The organism is Microbacterium sp. NPDC008134, assembly GCF_042957055.1.
Classification (GTDB): domain Bacteria; phylum Actinomycetota; class Actinomycetes; order Actinomycetales; family Microbacteriaceae; genus Microbacterium.
This window is the reverse complement of sequence record NZ_JBIBHO010000001.1, coordinates 1,652,215-1,673,632: the sequence shown is the minus strand read 5'-3', so window position 1 is coordinate 1,673,632 and position 21,418 is coordinate 1,652,215. Positions and strand designations below refer to the sequence as shown.

Here is a 21,418-nt window from a genome sequence, read left to right as displayed (position 1 = left end):
TTCAGTCATCGGGCGTCGGAGCGCCGCGAGAGGGCAGCGAGGTCGATACCCCGCGCGCGGCAGAAGTCTGCGGTCTCGCCGGTGACGACGAGGTCGGTGCGCACCAGATCCGGCGGGGTGGCGGCGCCGAGGAGCGCGGACAGCGCAGTGAGGTGCGTGGTCCACTCCTCGAGACGCGAGGCTAGCGCCTCCGGTCCACCGTCGAGCACCGTCTTCAGGAACGGTCCGGAGACACCCACCGCCCGCGCCCCGAGCGCCAGGGCTCGCACGGCGTCGAGCGGAGTGCGTACGCCACCGGAAGCGAGGAGCGTCGGGGCGGATGCCGGTGCGTCGATCAGGCATTCGACGGCCGACTGGCCCCATCCGGCCAGGTAGGAGTAGCCCTCACCCCCGCGCCGGGCGTTCTCGACACGGACGAAGTCGGTTCCGCCCCGCCCCGACACGTCCGCGGCCGCGACGCCGAGGTCGGCGAGGAAGGCGAGAGTCCGCGAGCTCAGCCCGAATCCGACCTCCTTCACGACGACCGGCACGTCGACCGCCGTCACCAGGGACTCGAGCGAGTGCTGCCACGACGAGAACGCGCGGCGCCCCTCGGGCATCACGGTCTCCTGCACGCTGTTCACGTGCACCTGCAATGCGTTCGCCTCGATCAGATCGACCGCGCGACGGGCGTCGTCCGGGGTGCGCTCGACGCCCAGGTTGGCGAACAGGAAGCCGGCGGGATGCTCCTGCCGGAGCACACGGAACGTGGACGCGAGATCGGGATGCTCGAGCGCGACGCTCATCGACCCGGAAGCCAGCGGCACCCCGGCCTCCCGCGCGGCGATCGCGAGGTCGCGGTTGATGCGCCCGGTACTCGCGCTCCCGCCCGTCATCGCGTTCACGTAGAGCGGTACGCCCCACCGAGCGCCCAGCAGATCACCCGCGATGTCCACCCGCTCGGCGTCGATCCCTGCGAGGGCGTGATGCACGAATGCGACGTCGTCGAATCCGTTCGAGCCGATGCGCGGCCCCTCCTGCTGAGCGGCGGCGAGCCGCACGTGGTCGTCCTTGCGCTCAGAGGACATCGAGCACACCCTCGGGCGGGTGCACGCCGATCGTCAGGTGCCGCACGTCGTGATGCTCCCACTCGCGGAAGATGTCGGAGAGGTCGGTGTGCGCGGGGGCGAGCACGATCCCGCAGTCGCCGCCACCCGCTCCCGAGGGCTTCGCGGCCGCTCCCGCGGCCTCGGCGATGTCGCACAGCACCGCGAGCTGGGCCGTTTCGATCGGCAGCCCGGCCTGGGTCCCCAGCCGCTGCAGCAGTCGTCGCGCCTCGCGGATCGCGTCGAGCGTCGCCGCATCGTCTCCGTGCGACAGGGACTCCCAGAGGGCGGACACACATGCGCGCGAGTCGAGCAGGAAGGCGGAGTGGTCGACCACTCCCTCGACCGTGCGTCGTCCGAGCTCGTCGACCAGCCGCGCGGTCGAGGCCGGCTCACCGGTCCACCCCACGACGAACCGCAGCTGCTCCGGCGGATGGAGGCGCACGATCTGCAGTCCCGTCCAGAGCTCCTCATCTGCGAGCAGCGGTGCGATGGGCCCGCTCTCGGACCGCTCTCCGAGAGCCACGCGATCGGGGGCGCGGTAGCCGATCCACCCGCCGAACGCACTCGCCGCGAGGTCGCCTCCCGAGGCGCTGGGATTGACCCGGATGGTCGCGAGCATCGACAGCTTGAAAGCGGCGAGGCGATCGAGACCGAGCCCGTAGAACTCGTCGAGTGCACGGACGGTCGCCACCGTGACCGCAGCCGACGACCCCAGACCGAACTTCCGTCCGCTCACGTCGTCGAGACCGCTCTCGATCCGCAGATCGAAGAACCGCGGGGCGATGCGCAGGTCGGCCCGGAGCCGCTCGACGACGGTGATGGCCGCCAGCACGTAGTCGTAGGGGTGGTGTTCGGGGTCGATGCGCAGACCGTCCGCGCTGCGGGTCCAGAGCAGCGGCGAGCGTCCGTACTCGGGAGAGTGGATGCTGCCGGCGCCGATGCTCTCCGACACTGAAACGCTCACGTAGCGGTCGACGGCGACGAGAACGGATGGCTCCCCCGGCGAGACGACCGCGTACTCCCCCGCGATGAACAGTTTTCCGGGCGCGCGGACCGTGATGCCGGCGCTCATGCGAGCACCTTCACGCCGGGCCCCGGGCGAGCGATCACGGTGTCCGCGAGCGCGCCGGCGGCGGCGGCCACGGCATCCGCGTCCTCCGGACGGCACAGGAAGACGACGTTGGGTCCCGCGTCGGCGGTGGCGTAGACCGGGAGACCCTCGGCACGGAGCGACTCCGCGAGGTCGAAGAGGGCGACGCTCACCGGCGACAGGTACCGCACCGGCGGATCGCACGCCTGGATGACGGCGTGCATGCGGAGGGCATTCGTCTCGGTGATCCGCCCGAGGCGCTCGACGTCGCCGTCACCGCTCGCCTGCACCGCCGCCGTCAGCGTCTCCGCCGTCGAGGTGACCCACGCGGGGTAGAACGGCGAGGTCAGCGCCGTCCGCTTCATGGCGTCGCGGCTGGAGACGGCCTTCTCCTCGGCGTTCACGATCGCGATGACCATCGCGAGATCGGGCGCGTCGAGCGGCTCGGCGAAGGACTCCTCGTCGTTCCCCGCGTACCAGACCGCGAACCCGGAGATCACCGAACGCGCTGCCGAACCCGACCCGCGGCGGGCGAGGCGGCTGAGCGCGCGGCGGTCGAGCTCGAGGCCGTACGCGCGCGAGGCTGCGGCGGCGAGAGCGGCGAAACCCGATGCGGACGAGGCGAGCCCGGCGGCAGACGGAACCGTGTTCACCGTGTCGACGACGGCCGCGGTCCGCGACCCGGCCATCTCGCGCACGATGTCGAGGAAGCGGACCACGCGATCGCGGACCACCCCCTCACGAGCCGTCCCGTTGAGCACGACCGCATCCTGTTCGGCATCCGGCGCGAGAGTCACTGTCGTCGTGGTCGGGAACACGTCCAGCGTCATCGACAGGCTGCCCGTGGCAGGCAGGTTGAGCGCGGTGTCCGCCTTGCCCCAGTACTTGACGAGGGCGATGTTCGGGTGGGCGCGGGCCGTGACGGCGGTCATCGCGTACCTCTCAGTTCTGTGGTCCAGGTGGCGGCGGCTCCTCGGCCGCGAAGCTCGCGTGCGAGCTCCTCCGCATGGTCGGGATCACGGGCGAGCACGAGCACGCATCCTCCCCGCCCGCCTCCGGTGAGCTTGGCGCCGAGCGCACCGTGCGCACGAGCGGCATGGGCGAGCCCGTCGAGCGACCGGTCCCCGACCCCCAGCTCACCGAGCAGCGCATGCGCCTCGTCCATGCCGTCTCCGATCGATTCGGGAGTCGTGGACGACAATGCGGCTCGCCCCTCCCGGGAAAGAGCTCCCAATCGATCGAGTCTTCTCTCCACGGCGACCGGATCCGAGTCGCGCAACGAGCGGACAGCGGCCACGGCCTCGCGCGTGCGCCCCCGCACGCCGGAGTCGGCGATCACGAACGAGAGCGGCCCTGCGACATCGAGGTCGTGCGCGCTGCCGTCCTGGAACCACACGGGTCGATCCGCGACGACCGTGCGCGCGTCGAGCCCACTGGGTGACGTGTGCGCGGCGCGTTCGGCGATCTGGATCAGATGATGGCGCTCGGCCGGATCGAGCTCGCGACCGAAAGCCGCGGCGACGGCCTGGACGATCGCCGCTGACACCGCGGCGCTCGACCCGACGCCGCGTTCCGCGGGCAGGTCGCTCTCGACGCGCACCCTCACCCCGGACCCGTCGGCTCCGACCGCGTTCATCGTCGCTTCGACCGCACGAGCGGTGGAGGCCAGCCGGTCGGGAATCCGATCGATCGAGCCGGTGTAGAGCGCGCTGTGCAGGAGTCGACGCTCCGGCAGGGGCTCCGCCTCGGCCCTGACTCGAAGATCGCGTAGCGGGAGGGCGATCGCCGGATGCCCGTAGACGACGGCGTGCTCCCCGAAGAGGATCGCTTTCCCGGACGCGGTGCCGACGCCGATCACCGGGTCGCTGTCGTGCGCGCCCCTCTGCGGAGCGGCGAAGGATTCGCCCGGTGTTCTGCTGTTCTCGGAAGCCGTGATTCTCATCTTTACTAAGGCAAGCCTAATCCACTGTCACGGCACGGTAGGGCGGGTGGGACTTGAACCCACGATCGTCGGGTTATGAGCCCGCTGCCTTGACCAGCTTGGCCACCGCCCCGTGTGCACCCAGCCTAGCGGTGCCCGGGACTCACGCCTTCGTGGCGCCTGCGTGGACCTGCTGATGGGCGAGATAGATGTCGGCGTTCGCGAGCAGCCCTGCACGCTCGTCGTCGCTCAATGCGCGGCGAACCTTCGCCGGAACACCGGCGACGAGTGACCCGTCCGGCACCTCGGTTCCTCCCAGTACGACGGCGCCGCCCGCGACCAGGCATCCGCTCCCGATGACCGCTCCGCTGAGGACGACGGCCCCCATCCCGATCAGCGAGCCGTCGCCGATCGAGCATCCGTGCACGACGGCGTTGTGCCCGATCGACACCCGGCGCCCGATGGTCACCGGATGCCCGGCGTCCACGTGGACCGAGACGTTGTCCTGCACGTTGCTCCCCTCCCCGACCACGATCGGGGCCGAATCGGCACGGAGCACGGCGTTGTACCAGACACTCGCCGAGGCCTCGAGAGTGACGTCACCGACGATGCGGGCACCCTCGGCGACGAACGCTGTGGGGTCGATCGACGGCTCCCGGCCCGGAAGGGCGAGAACGGATGCTCCGGATGCGATGCTCATGAGGCGAGACTACCCTCACTTCCGCGTGATTCCGCGGAAATCCGGGGCGGTTAGCGGAGCCTCAGCTTGCTTGCGGAATGTTCCAGGCTGAGTAGCGTTGTCTTCATCAGGTACGAAAAAGGCACCTCGGAGGAGCACACAATGAGCAAGGTACAGACCGTTTCCACCACCGCCAGCGACCCCACCGTGGCTGCTGCCGCCGCACAGTTCCTCTCGCCCGTCGTCCTGGGCCTGCAGGCACTCACGATCAACGGCAAGCAGGCGCACTGGCACGTCCGCGGCGCCAACTTCGTCGGCGTCCACGAACTCCTCGACACGATCGTCGCCCACGCCGGTGACTTCGCCGACACCGCCGCAGAGCGCATCGTCGCTCTCGGCCTCCCGATCGACGCCCGTGTGAGCGCGGTCGCCGCGAAGGCCGGAGAGACCGGCGTCCCTGCCGGGTTCACGCAGTCGGACGAGCTCGTCCGCGCCGTGATCGCCGACATCGACGCGATCCTCGTCGACACCAAGGCCGCGATCGACGGTCTCGACGAGGTCGACCTCACGAGCCAGGACGTCGCGATCGAGATCATGCGCGGCCTCGAGAAGGACCGCTGGTTCCTCGTGTCGCACATCGCCGCGTAGTCTGCGCGACCACGAACGACCGAAGGGCCCCGGGATGCTTCCCGGGGCCCTTCGTCATGCTCAGGCGCGGTGCGTCACACGACCGGCGAGGAGCGTCGCGACGACGGGCATCTCACGCAGGCCCACGCCCGCCCGACGTGGATCGGCCGCGCAGAGCACCAGATCCGCAACGGCACCGGGCACGGTCGCCGAGCGCACGCTCGCCTGCAGCGCCTGATCGAACGTCACCGCTTCCTCGGCGTGCCAGGCCGCGCGATCGTCGGCGGTGCGCGTCACGGCCGCGGCCATCGCCTGCCAGGGATCGAGCGGGGCGACCGGAGCATCCGAGCCGAAGCGCACCTCCGCCCCTGTGGCGAACAGCGAGGCGAGCGGGTATCCGAGCGAGTCCTGCGTCTCCCAGAGCCGATCGGCGAGATCGCGGTCGTCGACCGCGTGCTGCGGCTGCACACTCGCGGTGACACCGAGACGCGCGAAACGCGCGAGATCGGCGTGCCGCACGAGTTGGGCGTGCTCGATCGACCCGACCGCGCCCGTCATCGCGAAGGCATCCAGAGCCGTCGAGGCCGCGCGGTCTCCGATCGCGTGCACAGCGACGGCGAGCCCTGCCCCCGTCGCCGTCGTGAGCAGGTCGATCAGCTCTTCCCGGGGCACCGTCATCACGCCGAAGTTGTAGGGATCCCCCGGGTAGGCGTGCGTGCACGCCGCCGTCCGCGTTCCCAGCGAGCCGTCGCTGATGATCTTCAGCGGTCCGACGCGCACGAGTCCGCGGCCCGCACGAGGAAGATCGGCCTCATCGAGAAGCTCCCCCGTGCGCTGCCCTTCCTTCATCGCTCGGGCCAGGTCGAACGGGTACACAGCGAACTCGACACGCTGAGCGGCGAAGCCGGCGGCGACGCGACGCGGCCAGGCATCCGCATTCCAGGCCATGTCGAAGTCGACGATGCCGGTGACCCCGCGCGTGGCGGCCCGCTCCCCCGCCGCCCGCACCGCACGGTCGGCATGGTCGGGGTCGACGGCGTTCAGGCGACGCGAGATCTCGAACGCACCCTCCTCACGCAGCACACCGTCGGTGGTCGAGAATCCCTCACGCCGTAGTGCCGCGGAGTTGAGCCACACGCTGTGCACATCGGCGTTGATCAGGTACGTCGGCACATCACCGGTCGCTGCATCCAGCAACGCGAGCGCCGGTCGGTCATCCCACAGCGCGTCCCGGTACCCCGTGCCGATGCGCCGTCCGTCCGACAGCGGCTCGACCGTCCCCATGCGCAGAGCCGCCTCCGATGCCGAGCGCGTATCGTCCAGTGACGCGCGCTCGGCCGCCAATGCCCACTGCACCGTGTGCACATGGTTGTCCCACAGCCCCGGCACGGCCCACGCACCATCGGCGTCGATGACCCGACCCTGCGGACGCAGCGCCCCGGTCGGCGCGATATCGGCGATCCGCCCGCCGCTGAGCACGATGTCGACCGGCTCCTCGTCGATCAGGTACTCGCGCCCGGGTCCGGCGATGCGGACGCTGCGGACCATCCCCACTTCGTCTTCGGTGCCGCTCACAGCTTTGGCCCCTTTCGTGCGTCCTGCGCGCGTCGCATCTCCGCCGCGAGGGCCGGCTGCGCGAAGGGGCCGTCGCCGTTCAACTCGCGGATCACCTGTTCGATCGTCTCGACCGGCTTGTTCTGGCTGAGCTTGCGCTTCGCGACCACGCGCGTCGGAGTGAGCCGGAATCCGACGGTGCCGGCGGCGAGACGCTCGATGAACGGCGCATCGTTGGGGCGCTCCCACATCCGCCGCGGATCCGGCAGCTGCCCTTCGAAGTGATCGACGAGGCGGTCCAGAACTGCGAGGTTCTCCTCCGGGCTCAGAATCTCGGGGATCCCGGCGAGGTGCACCACCGTGTAGTTCCAGGTGGGCACCGCCGCGACATCGCCGTACCACCCGGGCGAGATGTACCCGTGCGGCCCCTGGAACGCGACAAGGATCTCGCGTTCCCCCAGCCCGTGGATGAGGTCGTCGGGCCGACCGACGTGACCGACGATCGTGAGATCCTCACGCGCATCGTCGAGCAGCACGGCGTAGTGCGAGGCGACGAGCCCCTCCGGGGAGTCACTCGTGATCGTCGCCCACGGATTCGCCGCGATCACGCGACGGATCTCGGCCTGATCGGCGAGGGCGAAACTGGGGTTCTGACGCATCCTCCCAGCCTAGAACGCGCGTCGCTCGCGCTGGCTCACGCCTGGCAGCGCGGGCACCAGTACAGCTTGCGCGCGCCGATCTCCTCGAGGGCGATCTCGGTACCGCACACCCGGCACGGGAGGCCCGCGCGGTGGTAGACCCAGTGCCGATCGTCGCGACTCGCCATGGCGGCGCGGTATCGCTCGGGCGACAGGTCGTCCATCGTCATCATCTGACCGGTCTCGACGCCGATCGCCAGCAGCCGCACCCAGTCGTGCCAGAGGGCACGCACCACGTCTTCGGGCACATCGCGCCCCGGAGTGTGCGGATTGAGCCGCTGACGGTAGAGCATCTCGGCGCGGTAGACGTTGCCGATCCCGCTCACGACCGACTGATCCATCAGCAGAAGCGCGATCACCGTCTGCTTCTTGCGCACCGCGCGCACGAAGCGCTCCTCGTTCTCGACCGGGTCGCCGACGAGGGGGTCCGGTCCGAGTTTCGCGATGGTCGCGAGCATCTCGTCGGGCGTCTGCAGGACGCAGGCCGTGGGGCCGCGGAGGTCGGCGGCGGTGATATCGGTCATCAGCCGCAGGCGCACCTGTCCGACCACGGGCGGCGGCCATTCCGCCCCCTCATCGGCGAGTCCTTTGGTCTGCTCCGACATGCGCACGTGCACGCGGGTGCGCCGCGGGGCGCCGATCGATGCGAGAGAGTTCTCGCCCGCATCGTCGAGGATCTCCTCGTCGACGATCGTGCCGCGCTGGTTGGTCTGCCCCATGCGGCCGTTCGCAGAGGCGATCGTCGGGTCGACGAGGATCTCACCGGCGAAGTCCCACGCGCCGTAGAGACCGAGGTGCACCCGCAACCACACGTCTCCCTCGGTCTCGAGGAACATCTGCTTGCCGACGGCCTGAACGCTCACGGCGGATCGACCGTCGAGGACCGCAGCTCCCTCGGCGAACCGGCCCTGTGGGCTGGAGGCGAGGAGTTGTTTGCCGATGAAGTTGCGGTCGAACTGTCGCGCGATCCGGTGGACGGAGTGGCCCTCGGGCATCTCAGGCCCGCGGGTCCGGGAGCAGCGAGCCGTCGCGCTCGAAGTCGGCGATCTGTCCGATCCGGCGCACGTGCCGTTCCTCCTCCGAGAACGGCGTGGCCAGGAAGAGATCGATGAACGAGGTGACTTCGTCGTAGGTGTGCTGACGCGCACCGATCGAGATCACGTTCGCGTCGTTGTGCTGGCGGGCGAGTTCGGCCGTGGACAGGTTCCAGACGAGCGCGGCCCGAATGCCCTGCACTTTGTTCGCGGCGATCTGCTCGCCGTTGCCCGACCCGCCGAAGACGATTCCGGCTGCCTCGATTCCCGCGGCCTGGTCGGCGACGACGGCCTGGGCCGCGCGGATGCAGAAGGCCGGGTAGTCGTCGAGCGCGTCGTAGGTGATCGGCCCGTGATCGGTGACATCGTGACCGGCTGCACGCAGGTACTCCTGCAACTGGGTGGAGAACTCGAGACCGGCGTGATCGGTGGCGATGTGGATGCGCATGGCCTTCATTCTATTGACGCCACCGACACGCGTCGGGCTACGGCGCGATGCCGGCGGCGGCCGGCTTGAACCCGGCGCGCACGTTCTCGCAGCATCCGGGTCGGCAGACGTCGAACCCGCCCGGAAGATCCGTGAGGTGCTTGCGTTCGCTCCGCGGGCGCCCCTCGAGGCGCTCCTGGATCAGGTCGACGATCCCGGCGACGAACGTCGGCGACACGCCCGGGGTGGGAGTCCGGGTGAACGCGAGCCCCGCTTCCTCGGCCGCTTCCTTCGCCTCGGTGTCGAGATCCCAGAGCACCTCCATGTGGTCGCTCATGAAGCCCAGCGGCACGACGGCGACGGCGCGGCGTCCGCGTTCCGGCAGCTCGGCGATGACGTCGCACACGTCTGGGTCGAGCCACGGCTGCGAGGGGGGACCCGAGCGCGACTGGTAGACCAGCTCCCACGACACGCCCGCACCGGACGGGAGCGTCTTCAGCACACGATCCATCACCCAGGCGGCGACGGCCTCGTGCTGCGCCGCGTACGCACCGCCCTCTCCCCAGTCGATGTCGCGCGCGCCGGAGCGCAGCGCGTCCTCGGTGGGGATGCTGTGCGTCGAGAACAGGATCTGGATGTCGGATGCCGCGATCCCGTCGGCGAGGAAGCCTTCGATCGCCTCCCGCACACCGGTCTCGAAGGCGTCGACGAATCCGGGGTGGTCGTAGAACGGACGGATCTTGTCGATCGTGACGGTGTCGCCGAGGCCGGTCTCCTGCAGAACACCCGCGAAGTCCTCGCGGTACTGCCGGCAGCTCGAGAACGAGCTGTAGGCGCTCGTCGCGAAGGCGAGCAACGTCGAATGGCCGTTGTCTGACGCCGCCGTCACGGCGTCTGCGAGATACGGTGTCCAGTTGCGGTTGCCCCAGTAGACGGGGAGGTCGACGCCGCGTGCGGCCAGCTCGGCCTCGAGCGCCGCCTTCAGCGCGCGGTTCTGGCCGTTGATCGGGCTCACGCCACCGAAATGCCGATAGTGATGCGCGACCTCTTCGAGACGCTCGTCGGGGATTCCGCGGCCGCGCGTCACGTTGCGCAGGAACGGGATCACGTCTTCCTGCCCCTCCGGTCCTCCGAAGCCGGCGAGGAGGATGCCGTCGTACGCGACGGGGGTCGTGACGATGGCTGCACCTCCCGCCGCGGCAGCAGAAGCGAAGGGGACGACTACGGGTTCGATCGCACTCACCCTCCCATCCTTTCACCTCGACGGAGTGGCGGGGGTCGCGCGCTGGCGTAGTCTGTCATGGTTGCCGTCGGCGCCAACTGCGCCATTCCCCGGCGACGACCCCTCACCCCTGGGAGTAAAGCTGTGCCTGGAGAGAACCTCACCCGTATCGAAGCGCAGGAGCGTCGCGACGTCATCGGCACCGAGTCGTACGACATCGCACTGGACCTGACGAAGGGCGCCGAGATCTTCGGTTCCCGTAGCGTCGTCCGCTTCACGGCGGCGCCCGACAGCTTCACCTTCATCGACCTGATCGCCCGCGACGTGCGCGAGATCTCGCTCAACGGCGAGCAGCTCGACCCGAACGAGGTATTCGCGGACTCGCGCATCACCCTCACGGGCCTGCAGGCCGAGAACGTGCTGGTCGTCGACGCCGACTGCCTCTACACGAACACGGGCGAGGGCCTGCACCGCTTCGTCGACCCCGTCGACGGCGAGGTCTACCTCTACTCGCAGTTCGAGGTGCCCGACTCGCGCCGTGTCTTCGCGGTCTTCGAGCAGCCCGACCTCAAGGCGACCTTCCAGTTCACGATCACGGCGCCCGCCGCGTGGAAGGTGATCTCGAACTCCCCCACGCCCGAGCCCATCGTGCACGACGACCATGTCACCGCGACCTGGGGCTTCGAGCCGACCCCGCGCATCTCCTCGTACATCACGGCGCTGATCGCCGGCCCGTACGAGTCGACCTTCTCCGAGCTCACGAGCGCGTCGGGACGCGTCATCCCGCTCGGTGTCTACGGTCGTAAGAGCCTGTGGCAGCACCTCGACGCCGACTACATCTTCGACAAGACCCGGGAGGGCTTCGCCTACTACGAGTCCAAGTTCGGTGTTCCCTACCCGTTCGCCAAGTACGACCAGCTCTTCGTCCCCGAGTTCAACGCCGGGGCCATGGAGAACGCCGGCGCCGTGACCTTCACCGAGACCTACGTCTTCCGCAGCAAGGTGACGGATGCTGTGAAGGAGCGTCGCGTCGTCACGATCCTGCACGAGCTCGCGCACATGTGGTTCGGCGACCTGGTCACGATGAAGTGGTGGAACGACCTCTGGTTGAACGAGTCGTTCGCCGAGTGGGCGTCCACCATCGCCACAGCCGAGGCCACCGAGTGGACCGAGGCCTGGACCACCTTCAACGCGATGGAGAAGACCTGGGCCTACCGCCAGGACCAGCTCCCTTCGACGCACCCCATCGTCGCCGAGATCAACGATCTCGAAGATGTGCAGGTCAACTTCGACGGCATCACCTACGCCAAGGGCGGATCCGTCCTCAAGCAGCTCGCCGCGTGGGTGGGGATCGAGGAGTTCTTCGCCGGCGTGTCGCAGTACTTCCAGAAGCACTCCTTCGGCAACACCGAGCTGGGCGATCTGCTCGTCGAGCTCGAGGCGACCAGCGGCCGCGACCTGAGCACCTGGTCGAAGAAGTGGCTCGAGACCGCCGGGGTCAACACCCTCGAGCCGGTGATCACCGAGGACGGCAACGGCACGATCTCGCGCTTCGCCGTGACGCAGACCGCTCCCGCGGACTACCCGACGATCCGCCCGCACCGCCTCGGCATCGGTTTCTACACCCTCGCCGACGGCGCGCTGACCCGCACGCACTACGTCGAGGTCGACGTCGACGGAGACCGCACCGAGGTCCCCGAGCTGCAGGGCATCGCTCAGCCCGACCTCGTACTGCTCAACGACAACGACCTCGCCTACGCGAAGATCCGCCTCGACGAGCGTTCGCTCGCGACGGCGATCGCGCATCTCGCCGACATCCACGACCCGCTCGCACGCTCGCTCGTCTGGGGCGCGGCGTGGGATCAGACACGCGACGCCGAGAGCGCGGCATCCGACTACATCGATCTCGTGCTCGGCAACATCGGCCGCGAGAGCGAGTCCACGACGGTGCGCACGACGCTCGCGCAGCTGCGCACCGCGGCGAATCTCTACGTCGCTCCCGCGGAGCGCGCCGCGGCGCGTCTCAAGGTCGCGGACGGCCTGTGGGCGCTCGCGGAGTCGGCCGAGTCCGGCAGCGACAGTCAGCTGCAGTTCGTCACCGCCTTCGCCACGTCTCTCGTGACGCCGGAGCACGCCGGAATCGTCGGGCGTCTGCGTTCGGGCGAGGAGACGCTCCCCGGTCTCGAGATCGACGCCGACCTGAACTGGCAGCTCCTGGTGGGTCTCGCGACGATCGGCGCGACGGATGCGGCGACGATCGATGCGGCCCTCACCGCGGACAACACGTCCAAGGGCGGCGAGTTCGCGGCACAGGCCCGCGCGGCGCTCCCGGACCTGGCGTCGAAGAAGGCGGCCTGGGCGTCTCTGATCGAGCGTGACGATGCCCCCAACACGATCGTCCGGTCGGCGGCACTCGGTTTCGTGCACCCCGCCGGCGCCGAGTCGCTCCGCGAGTTCGTCGCTCCGTACTTCGAGATGCTCCTCCCCGTCTGGGAGTCGCGCACCTACCAGATCGCGCAGTACCTCATCACGGGGCTGTTCCCGACGGCGCTGGCAGACGTCGCGCTCCGCGACGCGACCCGCGCATGGCTGTCCGAGCACCAGGATGCCGCGCCGGCGCTGCGCCGTCTCGTGCTCGAGAACCTCGCCGACGTCGAGCGCGCACTCACCGCGCAGTCCCGCGACAGCGACGACTGATCACCCGCACCTAGGGGTCGGGGCGCGTCGGAGGACGTCGACCACGGCCCCTTCGCGTACCCAGGCCGCACAGAACCCCGCTCGCTAGAATCGGTGGCGATGATCATTCCGTCCGAGAACACCGATCCCGTCGAGCCGACCGACGTCCCGGCCATCTGGCAGGACGTCATGAGCGTTCTCGGCACCGTCGGTCTCAAGGCCCTCGCCGTCGCGATCATCATCGTCAGCTGCGTGCTCATCGCGCTCGTGCTGCGGCTGGTGATCCGGCGCGTCGTGCACCGCATCGTCGACAGTGCGAAGAACAAGGCGTCGGTCGACGACACACAGGCGCTGGAGCGTTCGCCGCTCGCCGACATGCGACTCGTGCAGCGCACGCGCACCCTGGGATCGATCCTCCAGAACATCGTCAACGTGATGCTGGTGATCATCGCGCTCGTCCTGATCGTCAACGCGATCGACAACAGTCTGCTCGGCTCCCTGACGCTGCTCACCGCCGCAGTCGGCGCCGGCCTCGGTTTCGGCGCCCAGAACATCGTGAAGGACGTGCTGAACGGCATCTTCCTCGTCGCCGAGGACCAGATCGGCATCGGCGACGTCGTCGACCTCGGCCTCGCCACCGGCGTGGTCGAGTACGTGAGCGTTCGCATCACCCAGGTGCGCGACGTCAACGGCACGCTTTGGTACGTGCGCAACGGCGAGGTCCTGCGCATCGGCAACATGTCGCAGGGCTGGGCGCGGGCGATCATCGACATCGGCGTTCCCGTCGACTCCGATCTCGACGTCGTCGAGCAGACGATGCTCGACACGGCCCTCGCCCTCGCGAAGGACCCGAAGTGGCGCACCCGGATCGTCGAGAAGCCAGAGCTCTGGGGCTTGGAGTCGATCGAGGGCGATGCCCTCGTCGTCCGCATCGTGATCAAGGCCCGCGCGAACGCGAAGGACGATGTGGCGCAGGAACTGCGCAAGCGTCTCCGCTCGGCGCTGGCCGAGAAGGAGATCACGATCCCCCGGATGCAGGCCGTGGTCCCCACCGGACTCGATGGCGCACGCCGCGTCCGTGGCGCGAATCCCCCCAAGACCCGCCCGAACGCCGTGACCGGGGTCCCCGTGGTCCCGGACCGGGGGATCTGGCGACGCAAGAAGCCCACGACCGGCGACGGGAGCACCGAGAAGTGACGTTCTACGACGAGGTCGGTGGCCGCGAGACGTTCGCGAAGATCGTCTCGGTCTTCTACCGCGAGGTCGCGATCGATCCGGTGCTGAAGCCGATGTACCCCGAAGAGGACCTCGGCCCGGCCGAGGAACGCCTGCTGCTGTTCCTCGAGCAGTACTGGGGCGGCCCCACCACCTACGGTGAGACCCGCGGGCACCCGCGGTTGCGCATGCGCCACATGCCGTTCCACGTCGACCCGGATGCCCGTGATCGTTGGCTCCGCTGCATGCGCACCGCCGTCGACGAGGCCGAGTTGTCGCCTCTGCACGAATCCACGCTGTGGGACTACCTCGAACGCGCCGCGTATGCCATGGTGAACACATTCGAGCCGTCGGGAATCGGCACCGGCGCAGACGGCCGCCCCACGCTCGAGACCCGCTCACGTCAGGATTCAACGGAGACACCATGACGAAACCGCCCCTGTCCACGGATGTCCTGGTGATCGGATGGGGGTTGGCGGGACTCGTCGCGGCTGCGGAAGCACTCGACGCGGGTCGCCGCGTCGTGCTCATCGATCAGGAGCCGCGCACGAACCTCGGTGGACAGGCGTGGTGGTCGTTCGGCGGGCTGTTCTTCATCGACTCGCCGGAGCAGCGACGCCTCGGCATCCGTGACTCCCTCGAGCTCGCGACGCAGGACTGGTTCGGTTCCGCCGGTTTCGATCGTCCGGAGGACGAGTGGCCACGTCGATGGGCGGAGGCGTATCTGCAGTTCGCCGCCGGCGAGAAGCGGGCCTGGCTGCGCGAACGCAGGGTCGGATTCTTCCCCGTCGTGGGGTGGGCAGAGCGCGGAGGGTACGGGGCGATCGGCCCGGGGAACTCCGTCCCGCGGTTCCACATCACCTGGGGCACCGGACCGGGTGTGGTCGCACCGTTCGCCGCACGCGTCGAACAGGGCGAGCGCGAGGGACGGCTCACCGTCCTGCCCCGTCATCGCGTCACGGCCCTCCTCACGACCGAGGGAGCGGTCGCCGGTGCACGTGGCGATGTCTTCGCCGCGACCGGTGAGGAACGCGGCGTCGCGTCATCGCGCGAAGTGGTGGGCGACTTCGAGATCACGGCCGGTTCGACGATCGTCGCCTCGGGCGGGATCGGCGGCAATCACGACCTGGTGCGTGCGGCCTGGCCCGAGCGGCTCGGCACTCCGCCGACGCACATGCTCACCGGCGTGCCGGCCTACGTCGACGGCTCGATGCAGGCCGTGTCCGCCGGGGCCGGTGCGCGGTTGATCAACGGCGACCGGATGTGGCACTACGTCGAGGGCATCACGAACTGGGCTCCGGTGTGGCCGATGCACGGCATCCGAATCCTTCCCGGACCGTCGTCGCTCTGGCTCGATGCGACCGGATCACGGCTGCCCGTGCCGCTGTACCCGGGGTTCGACACGCTCGGTACGCTCGCGCACCTGCGTACGACGGGGCACGATCATTCGTGGTTCGTCACCTCCCGCCAGATCATCGAGAAAGAGTTCGCTCTCTCCGGGAGCGAGCAGAATCCGGATCTCACCGGCAAGGACGTCGGGCTGCTGCTGAAGTCGCGACTCGCCAAAGGACCGACGGGTCCCGTCCAATCCTTCCTCGACGAGGGAGCCGACTTCATCGTCGAGAACGATCTCGAGGCCCTGCTCGAACAGATGCGGGCGCACCCGGGCGGCGAACTTCTCGACATCGACAACGTGAGGCGCGAGGTGCAGGCGCGCGACCGCGAGATCGAGAACGACTTCACGAAGGATGCGCAGATCGGCATGCTCCGTTCGATGCGCAGCTACCGCGGCGACAAGCTCATCCGCACGGCGTCACCGCATCGGCTGCAGGATCCCTCCGCCGGCCCGATGGTCGCGGTGAAGCTCCACGTGCTCACCCGCAAGTCGCTCGGCGGTATCCAGACGGACCTCGACGGGCGTGCGCTCGACAGCGACGGCTCGCCCGTTCCCGGCCTCTTCGCCGCCGGCGAGGCGAGCGGTTTCGGCGGCGGCGGCGTACACGGCTACCGCGCGCTCGAGGGGACGTTCCTGGGCGGATGCCTGTTCTCAGGTCGACAGGCTGGACGCGCCGCCGCGCGTTGAGCCGGAGCGGCTTCTGATCGTCAGTGGGAACCGAGGACGCCCGTGCCGCGAACAGCCGTGAGGCCGCTCGCGACGGGACCGCGGGCGAGCACATGCCCGCGGCGGAATGCGAGGCGCGACCACCGTCCTGAACGCGTGACCGGAACCTGTTCCTCGCCGGATATGAACCCGAGCGCATCCGCGGCGAAGGCGACACCGCGGGGCAGTCCCGCGAGTTCCTCGTCCGGTTCGCCCCAGATGGCGGCGCGCAGCGCGCGGACGGCCTCCTCACCGGACCCCGGGGTCGCGCCACGCGCGACGGCGGAGATCCCCCACTGGGCGCGGTTCGCGATGGCGGATGCCGGAAGGGCGGCGATCTTCTCCCACCCGCTGCGGGGCGGGGCGACGCCCGCCCATGCCGGTGAGAGTCCCGTGTCCGGGAGGGCGAGCCGCGCATCGTCATCGCCCGCCGTCAGCCGGTCAACCACGATGTCGCACTGCAACTCCGGATCGGCGTGGACGATCCGCATCGCGAGCACCGTGGGGGTCTGATCGAACAGCCCCTGGGGTGCCAGCGCCGCGGTCGTGAGGGCGAGAACCCCGTTCGCCGCCTGCAGACGCACACCTTCGTCGGTGATCCGTACCGCCCGTCCGAGGAAGGTGAGGACGTCTTTCGCGGTCTCGCGATCGGCGAGGAGGAGGTCGTGAGGCACGGGTTCTAAACTATCAACCGAGCGGTGGTCCGGCCGCGGAGAGGGAGACATGAGCGCCGAGAGCCACGCAGTCCGCACCGTCGAGCAACTGCTCGATGTGCTCGATCTCGATTCGACGCAGGCGCGCACCACCGAGGACATCTTCACGGGTGCATCGCACCCGATGCCGACCGGACGGATCTACGGCGGCCAGGTGCTCGCGCAGAGCCTCATCGCCGCCGAGCGCACGCTGCCCGAGGACCGACCGGTGCACTCGATGCACGGATACTTCCTGCGCCCGGGCGACTCGGCGCAGGGCATCACGATCGCGGTCGATCGCATCCACGACGGCCGATCCTTCTCGACCCGCCGGTCGCAGGCCTATCAGAACGGCGTGCCGATCTTCTCGATGATCGCGTCCTTCCAGGACGAAGACCCCGGCGTCGAGCACGCCGAGCCGCTCCCGGAAGGGGTTCCCGACCCCGAGACGCTCCAGCCTGACGAGGACACCCTCGACGGCCTTCCCGGCGGGGCGATGAGGATGCTGACCGATCGCGCAGCCGACATCCGCCATGTCGGGCGCCCGCTCTACCTGCCCGGCGATGGTGAACGGGTCCCCCGGCAGGCCGTATGGATGCGCATGCGCGCTCCACTGCCCGACGATCCGCGTCTGCACCGGGCGGCACTGGCGTATCTCAGCGACATGACGATCCAGGAGTCGATCCTGCGCGCGCACGGTGTCTTCTGGGCACTGCCCGGATTGAAGGTGGCGAGTCTCGACCATGCGATGTGGTGGCACCGGCCCGCGCGCGTGGACGAGTGGTTGCTCTACGTGCAGGAGTCTCCGAACGCTCGTGGCGGCCGTGGATTGGCGACGGGACGCATCTACACCCGCGAGGGCGCACTGATCGCCAGCGTCGCGCAGGAGATCATGATCCGTGTGCCGGAGAGCGCCTGATCGCGGGTCCAGCGGCCGAGCGCCTGATCGAGGGGCGGGCCGGCGATCCGCTCAGCGGTGGGCGTACTGGATCGACTCGCCGATGTACGGCTCCCACGCCTCGCGCATCTCGCCGGTGAGGCGGGTCGGTCGCCCGGTCCGGGCGTCGACCAGCACGATGATCGCGGTCGAGCGGGCGTAGATGACCCGGGGTTCGGAGGCGGGGTCGTTGTGGACCTCGTAGCAGACCTCGACGCTCGATCCGCCGAGCTTGCCGAACCACATCTGCACCTCGAGCGGCCGGCGCTGGTACGGCACGGGCGCGAGGTACTCGATCTCCTGACGCGCGATGAGGGTGAGCACCCCCTCGTCGATCCCCGAATCGAGCACGGCGGTCGAGGGAGCCTCCTCCCCCGGTCCCGCACGCCAGAACGCCCGCACACGCGCCTCTTCGAGGAGCTTGAGCATGGAGGTGTTGTTGACGTGGTTGAACGCGTCCAGGTCGCCCCAGCGCAAGTGGATGGGGATATGCAGACGCGGTCCTGCCGCGGTGCTCGATTCGGACATCGGCACTCAGTCGCGCGTGAGCTTGCGGTGCGTCGAGCGGTGCGGCTTCGCCGCGTCCGGCCCGAGGCGCTCGATCTTGTTCTCCTCGTACGCCTCGAAGTTGCCCTCGAACCAGTACCACTGGTCGGGCTTCTCGTCGGTTCCCTCGTAGGCCAGGATGTGCGTGGCGATGCGGTCGAGGAACCACCGGTCGTGCGTGATGACCACGGCGCAACCGGGGAACTCGAGCAGGGCATTCTCGAGCGAGCTCAGGGTCTCGACGTCGAGGTCGTTCGTGGGCTCGTCGAGGAGGAGGAGGTTTCCGCCCTCCTTGAGGGTGAGGGCGAGGTTCAGGCGGTTGCGCTCACCACCGGAGAGCACACCGGCCTTCTTCTGCTGGTCGGGCCCCTTGAATCCGAACTTCGACACGTAGGCGCGCGACGGGATCTCCGTCTTGCCAACGGTGATGAAGTCGAGGCCGTCGGAGACGACCTCCCACAGCGTCTTGTCGGGGTCGATGCTCGCGCGGGACTGGTCGACGTAGCTGATCTTGACCGTCTCACCGATCTTCAGGCTGCCGCCGTCGAGCGGCTCCAGCCCCACGATGGTCTTGAAAAGCGTGGTCTTTCCGACACCGTTCGGTCCGATCACACCGACGATTCCGTTCGGCGGGAGGCTGAAGCTGAGACCGTCGATGAGGGAGCGTCCGTCGAACCCCTTCTGGAGGTTCTTCGCGTCGATGACGATGCTTCCGAGACGCGGACCCGCGGGGATCTGGATCTCTTCGAAGTCCAACTTCCGGGTGCGCTCGGCCTCGGCTGCCATCTCCTCGTAGCGGGCGAGGCGGGCCTTCGACTTCGTCTGACGCCCCTTCGCGCTGGAGCGGACCCACTCGAGTTCCTCTTTGAGGCGCTTGGCGAGCTTCGCGTCCTTCTTGCCCTGGATCTCGAGTCGCTCGCCCTTCTTCTCGAGGTACGTCGAGTAGTTGCCCTCGTAGCCGATCAGGCGGCCGCGGTCGACCTCGGCAATCCACTCGGCGACGTGGTCCAGGAAGTAGCGGTCGTGGGTGATCGCGATCACCGCACCCTTGTAGGCCTGGAGGTGCTGCTCTAGCCACAGGACGCTCTCGGCGTCGAGGTGGTTGGTGGGCTCGTCGAGCAGCAGAAGGTCGGGCTTCTGCAGCAGTAGCTTGGCGAGTGCCACACGGCGCTTCTCACCGCCCGAGAGAGGAGCGATCGCCGCGTCGGCGGGCGGCGTGCGGAGCGCGTCCATCGCCTGCTCGAGCTGCGAGTCGAGATCCCAGCCGTCGGCCGCGTCGATCTCCTCCTGCAGCGTTCCCATCTCGGCCAGAAGCGCGTCGAAGTCGGCGTCGGGGTCGGCCATCAGCGCGGAGATCTCGTTGAAGCGGTCGAGCTTCGCCTTGATCGCGATGCCGTCCTGGATGTTCTCGATCACGGTCTTCGACTCGTCGAGCTCCGGCTCCTGCATGAGAATGCCGACGCTGAACCCCGGAGACAGCTTCGCCTCGCCGTTCGACGGCGTGTCGAGACCGGCCATGATCTTGAGGATCGTCGACTTACCGGCACCGTTCGGGCCGACCATGCCGATCTTCGCTCCGGGAAGGAAGGCCATCGTGACGTCATCGAGGATGAGCTTCTCGCCCACCGCCTTGCGCGCACGGACCATCGAGTAGATGTACTCTGCCACCGGAAATCGCTCCTTCTGTCGGCGTCTGATCGACACTCCAGCCTACCGGCTGGAGTGCGGGTCACCAGTCGATCGCGCGCGTGGCGCCGATGAGGCATCGCCCCTCGGCGAGTTGCGGCATCACCTGGGTCACTAGCTGGCCGGTCGACGGCCCCACCTGTCCGATGAGGCATTCGCTGTCGCCCCAGCGGACCGAGAACATCAGGCTCTCGGCCGCGTTCCCCACCGTCGACTGATCGTTCGTGACCTGCATCGCCGCTTTGTCGAACCCGACGGCGACCAGGGCATCGACGTACGCGCGGCCCTCGCCGCGCTGCTCCGACTCCCATACGCCCTTGGCGGTCTGCGCGAAGATCGGCAGGTTGTCGTCCGCGGAACCATCCGGCAGGAAGACAACTTCGGCCGGTGCGTCCGTCACGGTCGGCGAAGGCGAGCCGGAGGTGGGCGACGGCTCTGGATCGCCGACGCAGCCGGCGAGCACGAGAGCGGCGGCGACGGCGGATGCACCGACGACCGCGCGCGTGACGGGGATAACCGATCGTCGAAGCACGCCCCGAGTCTACGGGGCGCCGACGACGACCCCCGTCACGCGACACGGCCTCTGTCTCGGTCCTGCGTCTCTCACGAGAGCACGGCCGCCTTCTCGTCCTCGAGTTCGTCATCATCGACCACGGCCCACGACGTGTCGAGAGCCAGGGGCTCGTCCTCATCTTCACCATGGGAGGCGCCTTCCCCACGGGAGGCGTCGGCATCCGCACCGCTTCGCGCAACCGGCGCGTCGCCGGCCGCTGACGCGCGGCTCGCGCGCAGATACGCCGACGTGCCCCATCGAAGATCGTGCCCGATCGCATCCGCATCGATGTCGACACTCGTGCCGTTCTTCCCGTTGCTCTCCCAGGTGCGGATGCGCAGGCGACCGGTGACGATCACGCTGTCGCCGGAGCGCAGCGACGCCTTGGCGTGCTCGCCGAGTTGCCGATAGGCCGCTACGGAGTACCAATTGGTGCCCGCGTCCACCCACGCCTGCGTCGATTGATCGAAGCGACGATGGGTACTCGCGAGGCGGAAGTTCGTCACCGCCACCCCTCCCCCGGTCTGCGCTCGATTGGGGTCGGTCGCCACCTTGCCGATGATCGTCACCGTGTCCGACATCTCGTTCTCCTTCACTGCCTCATCGTTATCCGAGCCTTTCGCCCGACGCGCTCCAGACTGCGCCACGCGGAGGACGCGGAGAGGGGACGAT

Annotated in this window: 21 protein-coding genes and 1 tRNA gene; 6 read left to right on the top strand and 16 right to left on the bottom strand. The window is 68.9% G+C overall.

All coding sequences use genetic code 11. The features are described from left to right. Positions 1–5: 5 nt before the first annotated feature. From fni to ACFY9N_RS07880, 6 genes are all read right to left on the bottom strand, one after another. Positions 6–1,067, bottom strand: a complete 1,062-nt coding sequence (gene fni, locus ACFY9N_RS07905; protein ID WP_391477888.1) for a type 2 isopentenyl-diphosphate Delta-isomerase — start codon at positions 1,065–1,067, stop codon at positions 6–8. Beyond that, positions 1,057–2,160: a phosphomevalonate kinase gene (locus ACFY9N_RS07900; RefSeq protein WP_391477887.1), complete on the bottom strand. Its 1,104-nt coding sequence runs from the start codon at positions 2,158–2,160 to the stop codon at positions 1,057–1,059. The genes fni and ACFY9N_RS07900 overlap by 11 nt, the downstream gene beginning before the upstream one ends. Continuing rightward, positions 2,157–3,110 carry a diphosphomevalonate decarboxylase gene (mvaD, locus tag ACFY9N_RS07895; RefSeq protein ID WP_391477886.1) on the bottom strand — a complete coding sequence of 318 codons (954 nt, stop codon included), beginning with the start codon at positions 3,108–3,110 and terminating at the stop codon, positions 2,157–2,159. Before mvaD ends, ACFY9N_RS07900 begins: the two co-directional genes overlap by 4 nt. After that, positions 3,107–4,120 (bottom strand): mevalonate kinase, encoded by a 1,014-nt coding sequence (gene mvk, locus ACFY9N_RS07890; protein ID WP_391477885.1) that lies wholly within the window; start codon positions 4,118–4,120, stop codon positions 3,107–3,109. Before mvk ends, mvaD begins: the two co-directional genes overlap by 4 nt. A gap of 38 nt (positions 4,121–4,158) precedes the next feature. Further along, a tRNA-Ile gene (locus ACFY9N_RS07885) sits at positions 4,159–4,232 on the bottom strand. Between the two features lie 30 nt (positions 4,233–4,262). Beyond that, the gene (locus ACFY9N_RS07880; protein ID WP_391477884.1) at positions 4,263–4,799 is read right to left on the bottom strand and encodes a gamma carbonic anhydrase family protein; all 537 of its coding nucleotides are present in this window, start codon (positions 4,797–4,799) and stop codon (positions 4,263–4,265) included. A gap of 141 nt (positions 4,800–4,940) precedes the next feature. On the opposite strand from ACFY9N_RS07880, the gene ACFY9N_RS07875 reads away from it, so the two are divergent. Beyond that, a complete protein-coding gene (locus ACFY9N_RS07875) occupies positions 4,941–5,426 on the top strand; it encodes a Dps family protein (RefSeq protein ID WP_247622542.1) in 486 nt (161 codons plus the stop codon). Positions 5,427–5,486: 60 nt separating this feature from the next. On the opposite strand, the gene ACFY9N_RS07870 is transcribed toward ACFY9N_RS07875, so the two are convergent. Genes ACFY9N_RS07870 through ACFY9N_RS07850 form a run of 5 tightly spaced genes read right to left on the bottom strand, consistent with a single transcriptional unit; the run spans position 5,487 to position 10,361 of the window. Then, on the bottom strand, positions 5,487–6,953 hold the full coding sequence (locus ACFY9N_RS07870) for an amidohydrolase (protein WP_391477883.1): 1,467 nt from the start codon (positions 6,951–6,953) through the stop codon (positions 5,487–5,489). Between the two features lie 23 nt (positions 6,954–6,976). After that, positions 6,977–7,618, bottom strand: coding sequence for an FMN-binding negative transcriptional regulator (locus ACFY9N_RS07865; protein WP_391477882.1), 642 nt, complete (start codon positions 7,616–7,618; stop codon positions 6,977–6,979). A gap of 35 nt (positions 7,619–7,653) precedes the next feature. After that, on the bottom strand, positions 7,654–8,652 hold the full coding sequence (locus ACFY9N_RS07860; RefSeq protein ID WP_391477880.1) for an Fpg/Nei family DNA glycosylase: 999 nt from the start codon (positions 8,650–8,652) through the stop codon (positions 7,654–7,656). A gap of 1 nt (position 8,653) precedes the next feature. Then, positions 8,654–9,139: a ribose-5-phosphate isomerase gene (locus ACFY9N_RS07855; RefSeq protein ID WP_391477878.1), complete on the bottom strand. Its 486-nt coding sequence runs from the start codon at positions 9,137–9,139 to the stop codon at positions 8,654–8,656. A 37-nt stretch (positions 9,140–9,176) separates the two neighbouring features. Further along, entirely contained in the window at positions 9,177–10,361 is a 1,185-nt protein-coding gene (locus tag ACFY9N_RS07850; protein WP_391477877.1) for a ferrochelatase, read from the bottom strand. A gap of 123 nt (positions 10,362–10,484) precedes the next feature. On the opposite strand from ACFY9N_RS07850, the gene pepN reads away from it, so the two are divergent. The 4 genes from pepN to ACFY9N_RS07830 all read left to right on the top strand — a co-directional run bounded on the left by pepN (position 10,485) and on the right by ACFY9N_RS07830 (position 16,314). After that, positions 10,485–13,037 (top strand): aminopeptidase N, encoded by a 2,553-nt coding sequence (gene pepN / locus ACFY9N_RS07845; RefSeq protein ID WP_391477876.1) that lies wholly within the window; start codon positions 10,485–10,487, stop codon positions 13,035–13,037. Positions 13,038–13,136: 99 nt separating this feature from the next. Continuing rightward, entirely contained in the window at positions 13,137–14,213 is a 1,077-nt protein-coding gene (locus tag ACFY9N_RS07840; protein WP_391477875.1) for a mechanosensitive ion channel family protein, read from the top strand. Then, a complete protein-coding gene (locus tag ACFY9N_RS07835) occupies positions 14,210–14,659 on the top strand; it encodes a globin (RefSeq protein WP_391477873.1) in 450 nt (149 codons plus the stop codon). Before ACFY9N_RS07840 ends, ACFY9N_RS07835 begins: the two co-directional genes overlap by 4 nt. Then, positions 14,656–16,314, top strand: coding sequence for an FAD-binding dehydrogenase (locus tag ACFY9N_RS07830; RefSeq protein ID WP_391477872.1), 1,659 nt, complete (start codon positions 14,656–14,658; stop codon positions 16,312–16,314). The genes ACFY9N_RS07835 and ACFY9N_RS07830 overlap by 4 nt, the downstream gene beginning before the upstream one ends. 20 nt (positions 16,315–16,334) lie before the next feature. Here the strand turns inward: ACFY9N_RS07830 and ACFY9N_RS07825 are convergent, their stop codons facing one another. Next, on the bottom strand, positions 16,335–17,006 hold the full coding sequence (locus ACFY9N_RS07825) for a hypothetical protein (protein WP_391477871.1): 672 nt from the start codon (positions 17,004–17,006) through the stop codon (positions 16,335–16,337). A gap of 49 nt (positions 17,007–17,055) precedes the next feature. Here ACFY9N_RS07825 and ACFY9N_RS07820 point away from each other — a divergent pair, with 49 nt between their 5' ends. Beyond that, on the top strand, positions 17,056–17,943 hold the full coding sequence (locus tag ACFY9N_RS07820) for an acyl-CoA thioesterase (protein WP_391477870.1): 888 nt from the start codon (positions 17,056–17,058) through the stop codon (positions 17,941–17,943). Between the two features lie 51 nt (positions 17,944–17,994). On the opposite strand, the gene ACFY9N_RS07815 is transcribed toward ACFY9N_RS07820, so the two are convergent. From ACFY9N_RS07815 to ssb, 4 genes are all read right to left on the bottom strand, one after another. Further along, a complete protein-coding gene (locus ACFY9N_RS07815) occupies positions 17,995–18,489 on the bottom strand; it encodes an acyl-CoA thioesterase (RefSeq protein ID WP_391477869.1) in 495 nt (164 codons plus the stop codon). A gap of 6 nt (positions 18,490–18,495) precedes the next feature. Continuing rightward, the gene (gene ettA / locus ACFY9N_RS07810; protein WP_391477868.1) at positions 18,496–20,175 is read right to left on the bottom strand and encodes an energy-dependent translational throttle protein EttA; all 1,680 of its coding nucleotides are present in this window, start codon (positions 20,173–20,175) and stop codon (positions 18,496–18,498) included. A 61-nt stretch (positions 20,176–20,236) separates the two neighbouring features. Then, positions 20,237–20,725, bottom strand: a complete 489-nt coding sequence (locus ACFY9N_RS07805) for a DUF6993 domain-containing protein (protein ID WP_391477867.1) — start codon at positions 20,723–20,725, stop codon at positions 20,237–20,239. Positions 20,726–20,796: 71 nt separating this feature from the next. After that, positions 20,797–21,327, bottom strand: coding sequence for a single-stranded DNA-binding protein (ssb, locus tag ACFY9N_RS07800; RefSeq protein WP_391477866.1), 531 nt, complete (start codon positions 21,325–21,327; stop codon positions 20,797–20,799). Positions 21,328–21,418 lie beyond the last annotated feature (91 nt).

Bases quoted from the DNA above. Each gene is read 5' to 3' on its own strand.
- mvk (WP_391477885.1), bottom strand. From the start codon at position 4,120: ATGAGAATCACGGCTTCCGAGAACAGCAGAACACCGGGCGAATCCTTC.
- mvaD (WP_391477886.1), bottom strand. From the start codon at position 3,110: ATGACCGCCGTCACGGCCCGCGCCCACCCGAACATCGCCCTCGTCAAG.
- fni (WP_391477888.1), bottom strand. From the start codon at position 1,067: ATGTCCTCTGAGCGCAAGGACGACCACGTGCGGCTCGCCGCCGCTCAG.
- ACFY9N_RS07830 (WP_391477872.1), top strand. From the start codon at position 14,656: ATGACGAAACCGCCCCTGTCCACGGATGTCCTGGTGATCGGATGGGGG.
- ACFY9N_RS07815 (WP_391477869.1), bottom strand. From the start codon at position 18,489: ATGTCCGAATCGAGCACCGCGGCAGGACCGCGTCTGCATATCCCCATC.
- ssb (WP_391477866.1), bottom strand. From the start codon at position 21,327: ATGTCGGACACGGTGACGATCATCGGCAAGGTGGCGACCGACCCCAAT.
- ACFY9N_RS07865 (WP_391477882.1), bottom strand. From the start codon at position 7,618: ATGCGTCAGAACCCCAGTTTCGCCCTCGCCGATCAGGCCGAGATCCGT.
- ACFY9N_RS07900 (WP_391477887.1), bottom strand. From the start codon at position 2,160: ATGAGCGCCGGCATCACGGTCCGCGCGCCCGGAAAACTGTTCATCGCG.
- ACFY9N_RS07855 (WP_391477878.1), bottom strand. From the start codon at position 9,139: ATGCGCATCCACATCGCCACCGATCACGCCGGTCTCGAGTTCTCCACC.
- ACFY9N_RS07860 (WP_391477880.1), bottom strand. From the start codon at position 8,652: ATGCCCGAGGGCCACTCCGTCCACCGGATCGCGCGACAGTTCGACCGC.
- ACFY9N_RS07870 (WP_391477883.1), bottom strand. From the start codon at position 6,953: ATGGTCCGCAGCGTCCGCATCGCCGGACCCGGGCGCGAGTACCTGATC.
- ACFY9N_RS07820 (WP_391477870.1), top strand. From the start codon at position 17,056: ATGAGCGCCGAGAGCCACGCAGTCCGCACCGTCGAGCAACTGCTCGAT.
- ACFY9N_RS07880 (WP_391477884.1), bottom strand. From the start codon at position 4,799: ATGAGCATCGCATCCGGAGCATCCGTTCTCGCCCTTCCGGGCCGGGAG.
- ACFY9N_RS07875 (WP_247622542.1), top strand. From the start codon at position 4,941: ATGAGCAAGGTACAGACCGTTTCCACCACCGCCAGCGACCCCACCGTG.
- ACFY9N_RS07840 (WP_391477875.1), top strand. From the start codon at position 13,137: ATGATCATTCCGTCCGAGAACACCGATCCCGTCGAGCCGACCGACGTC.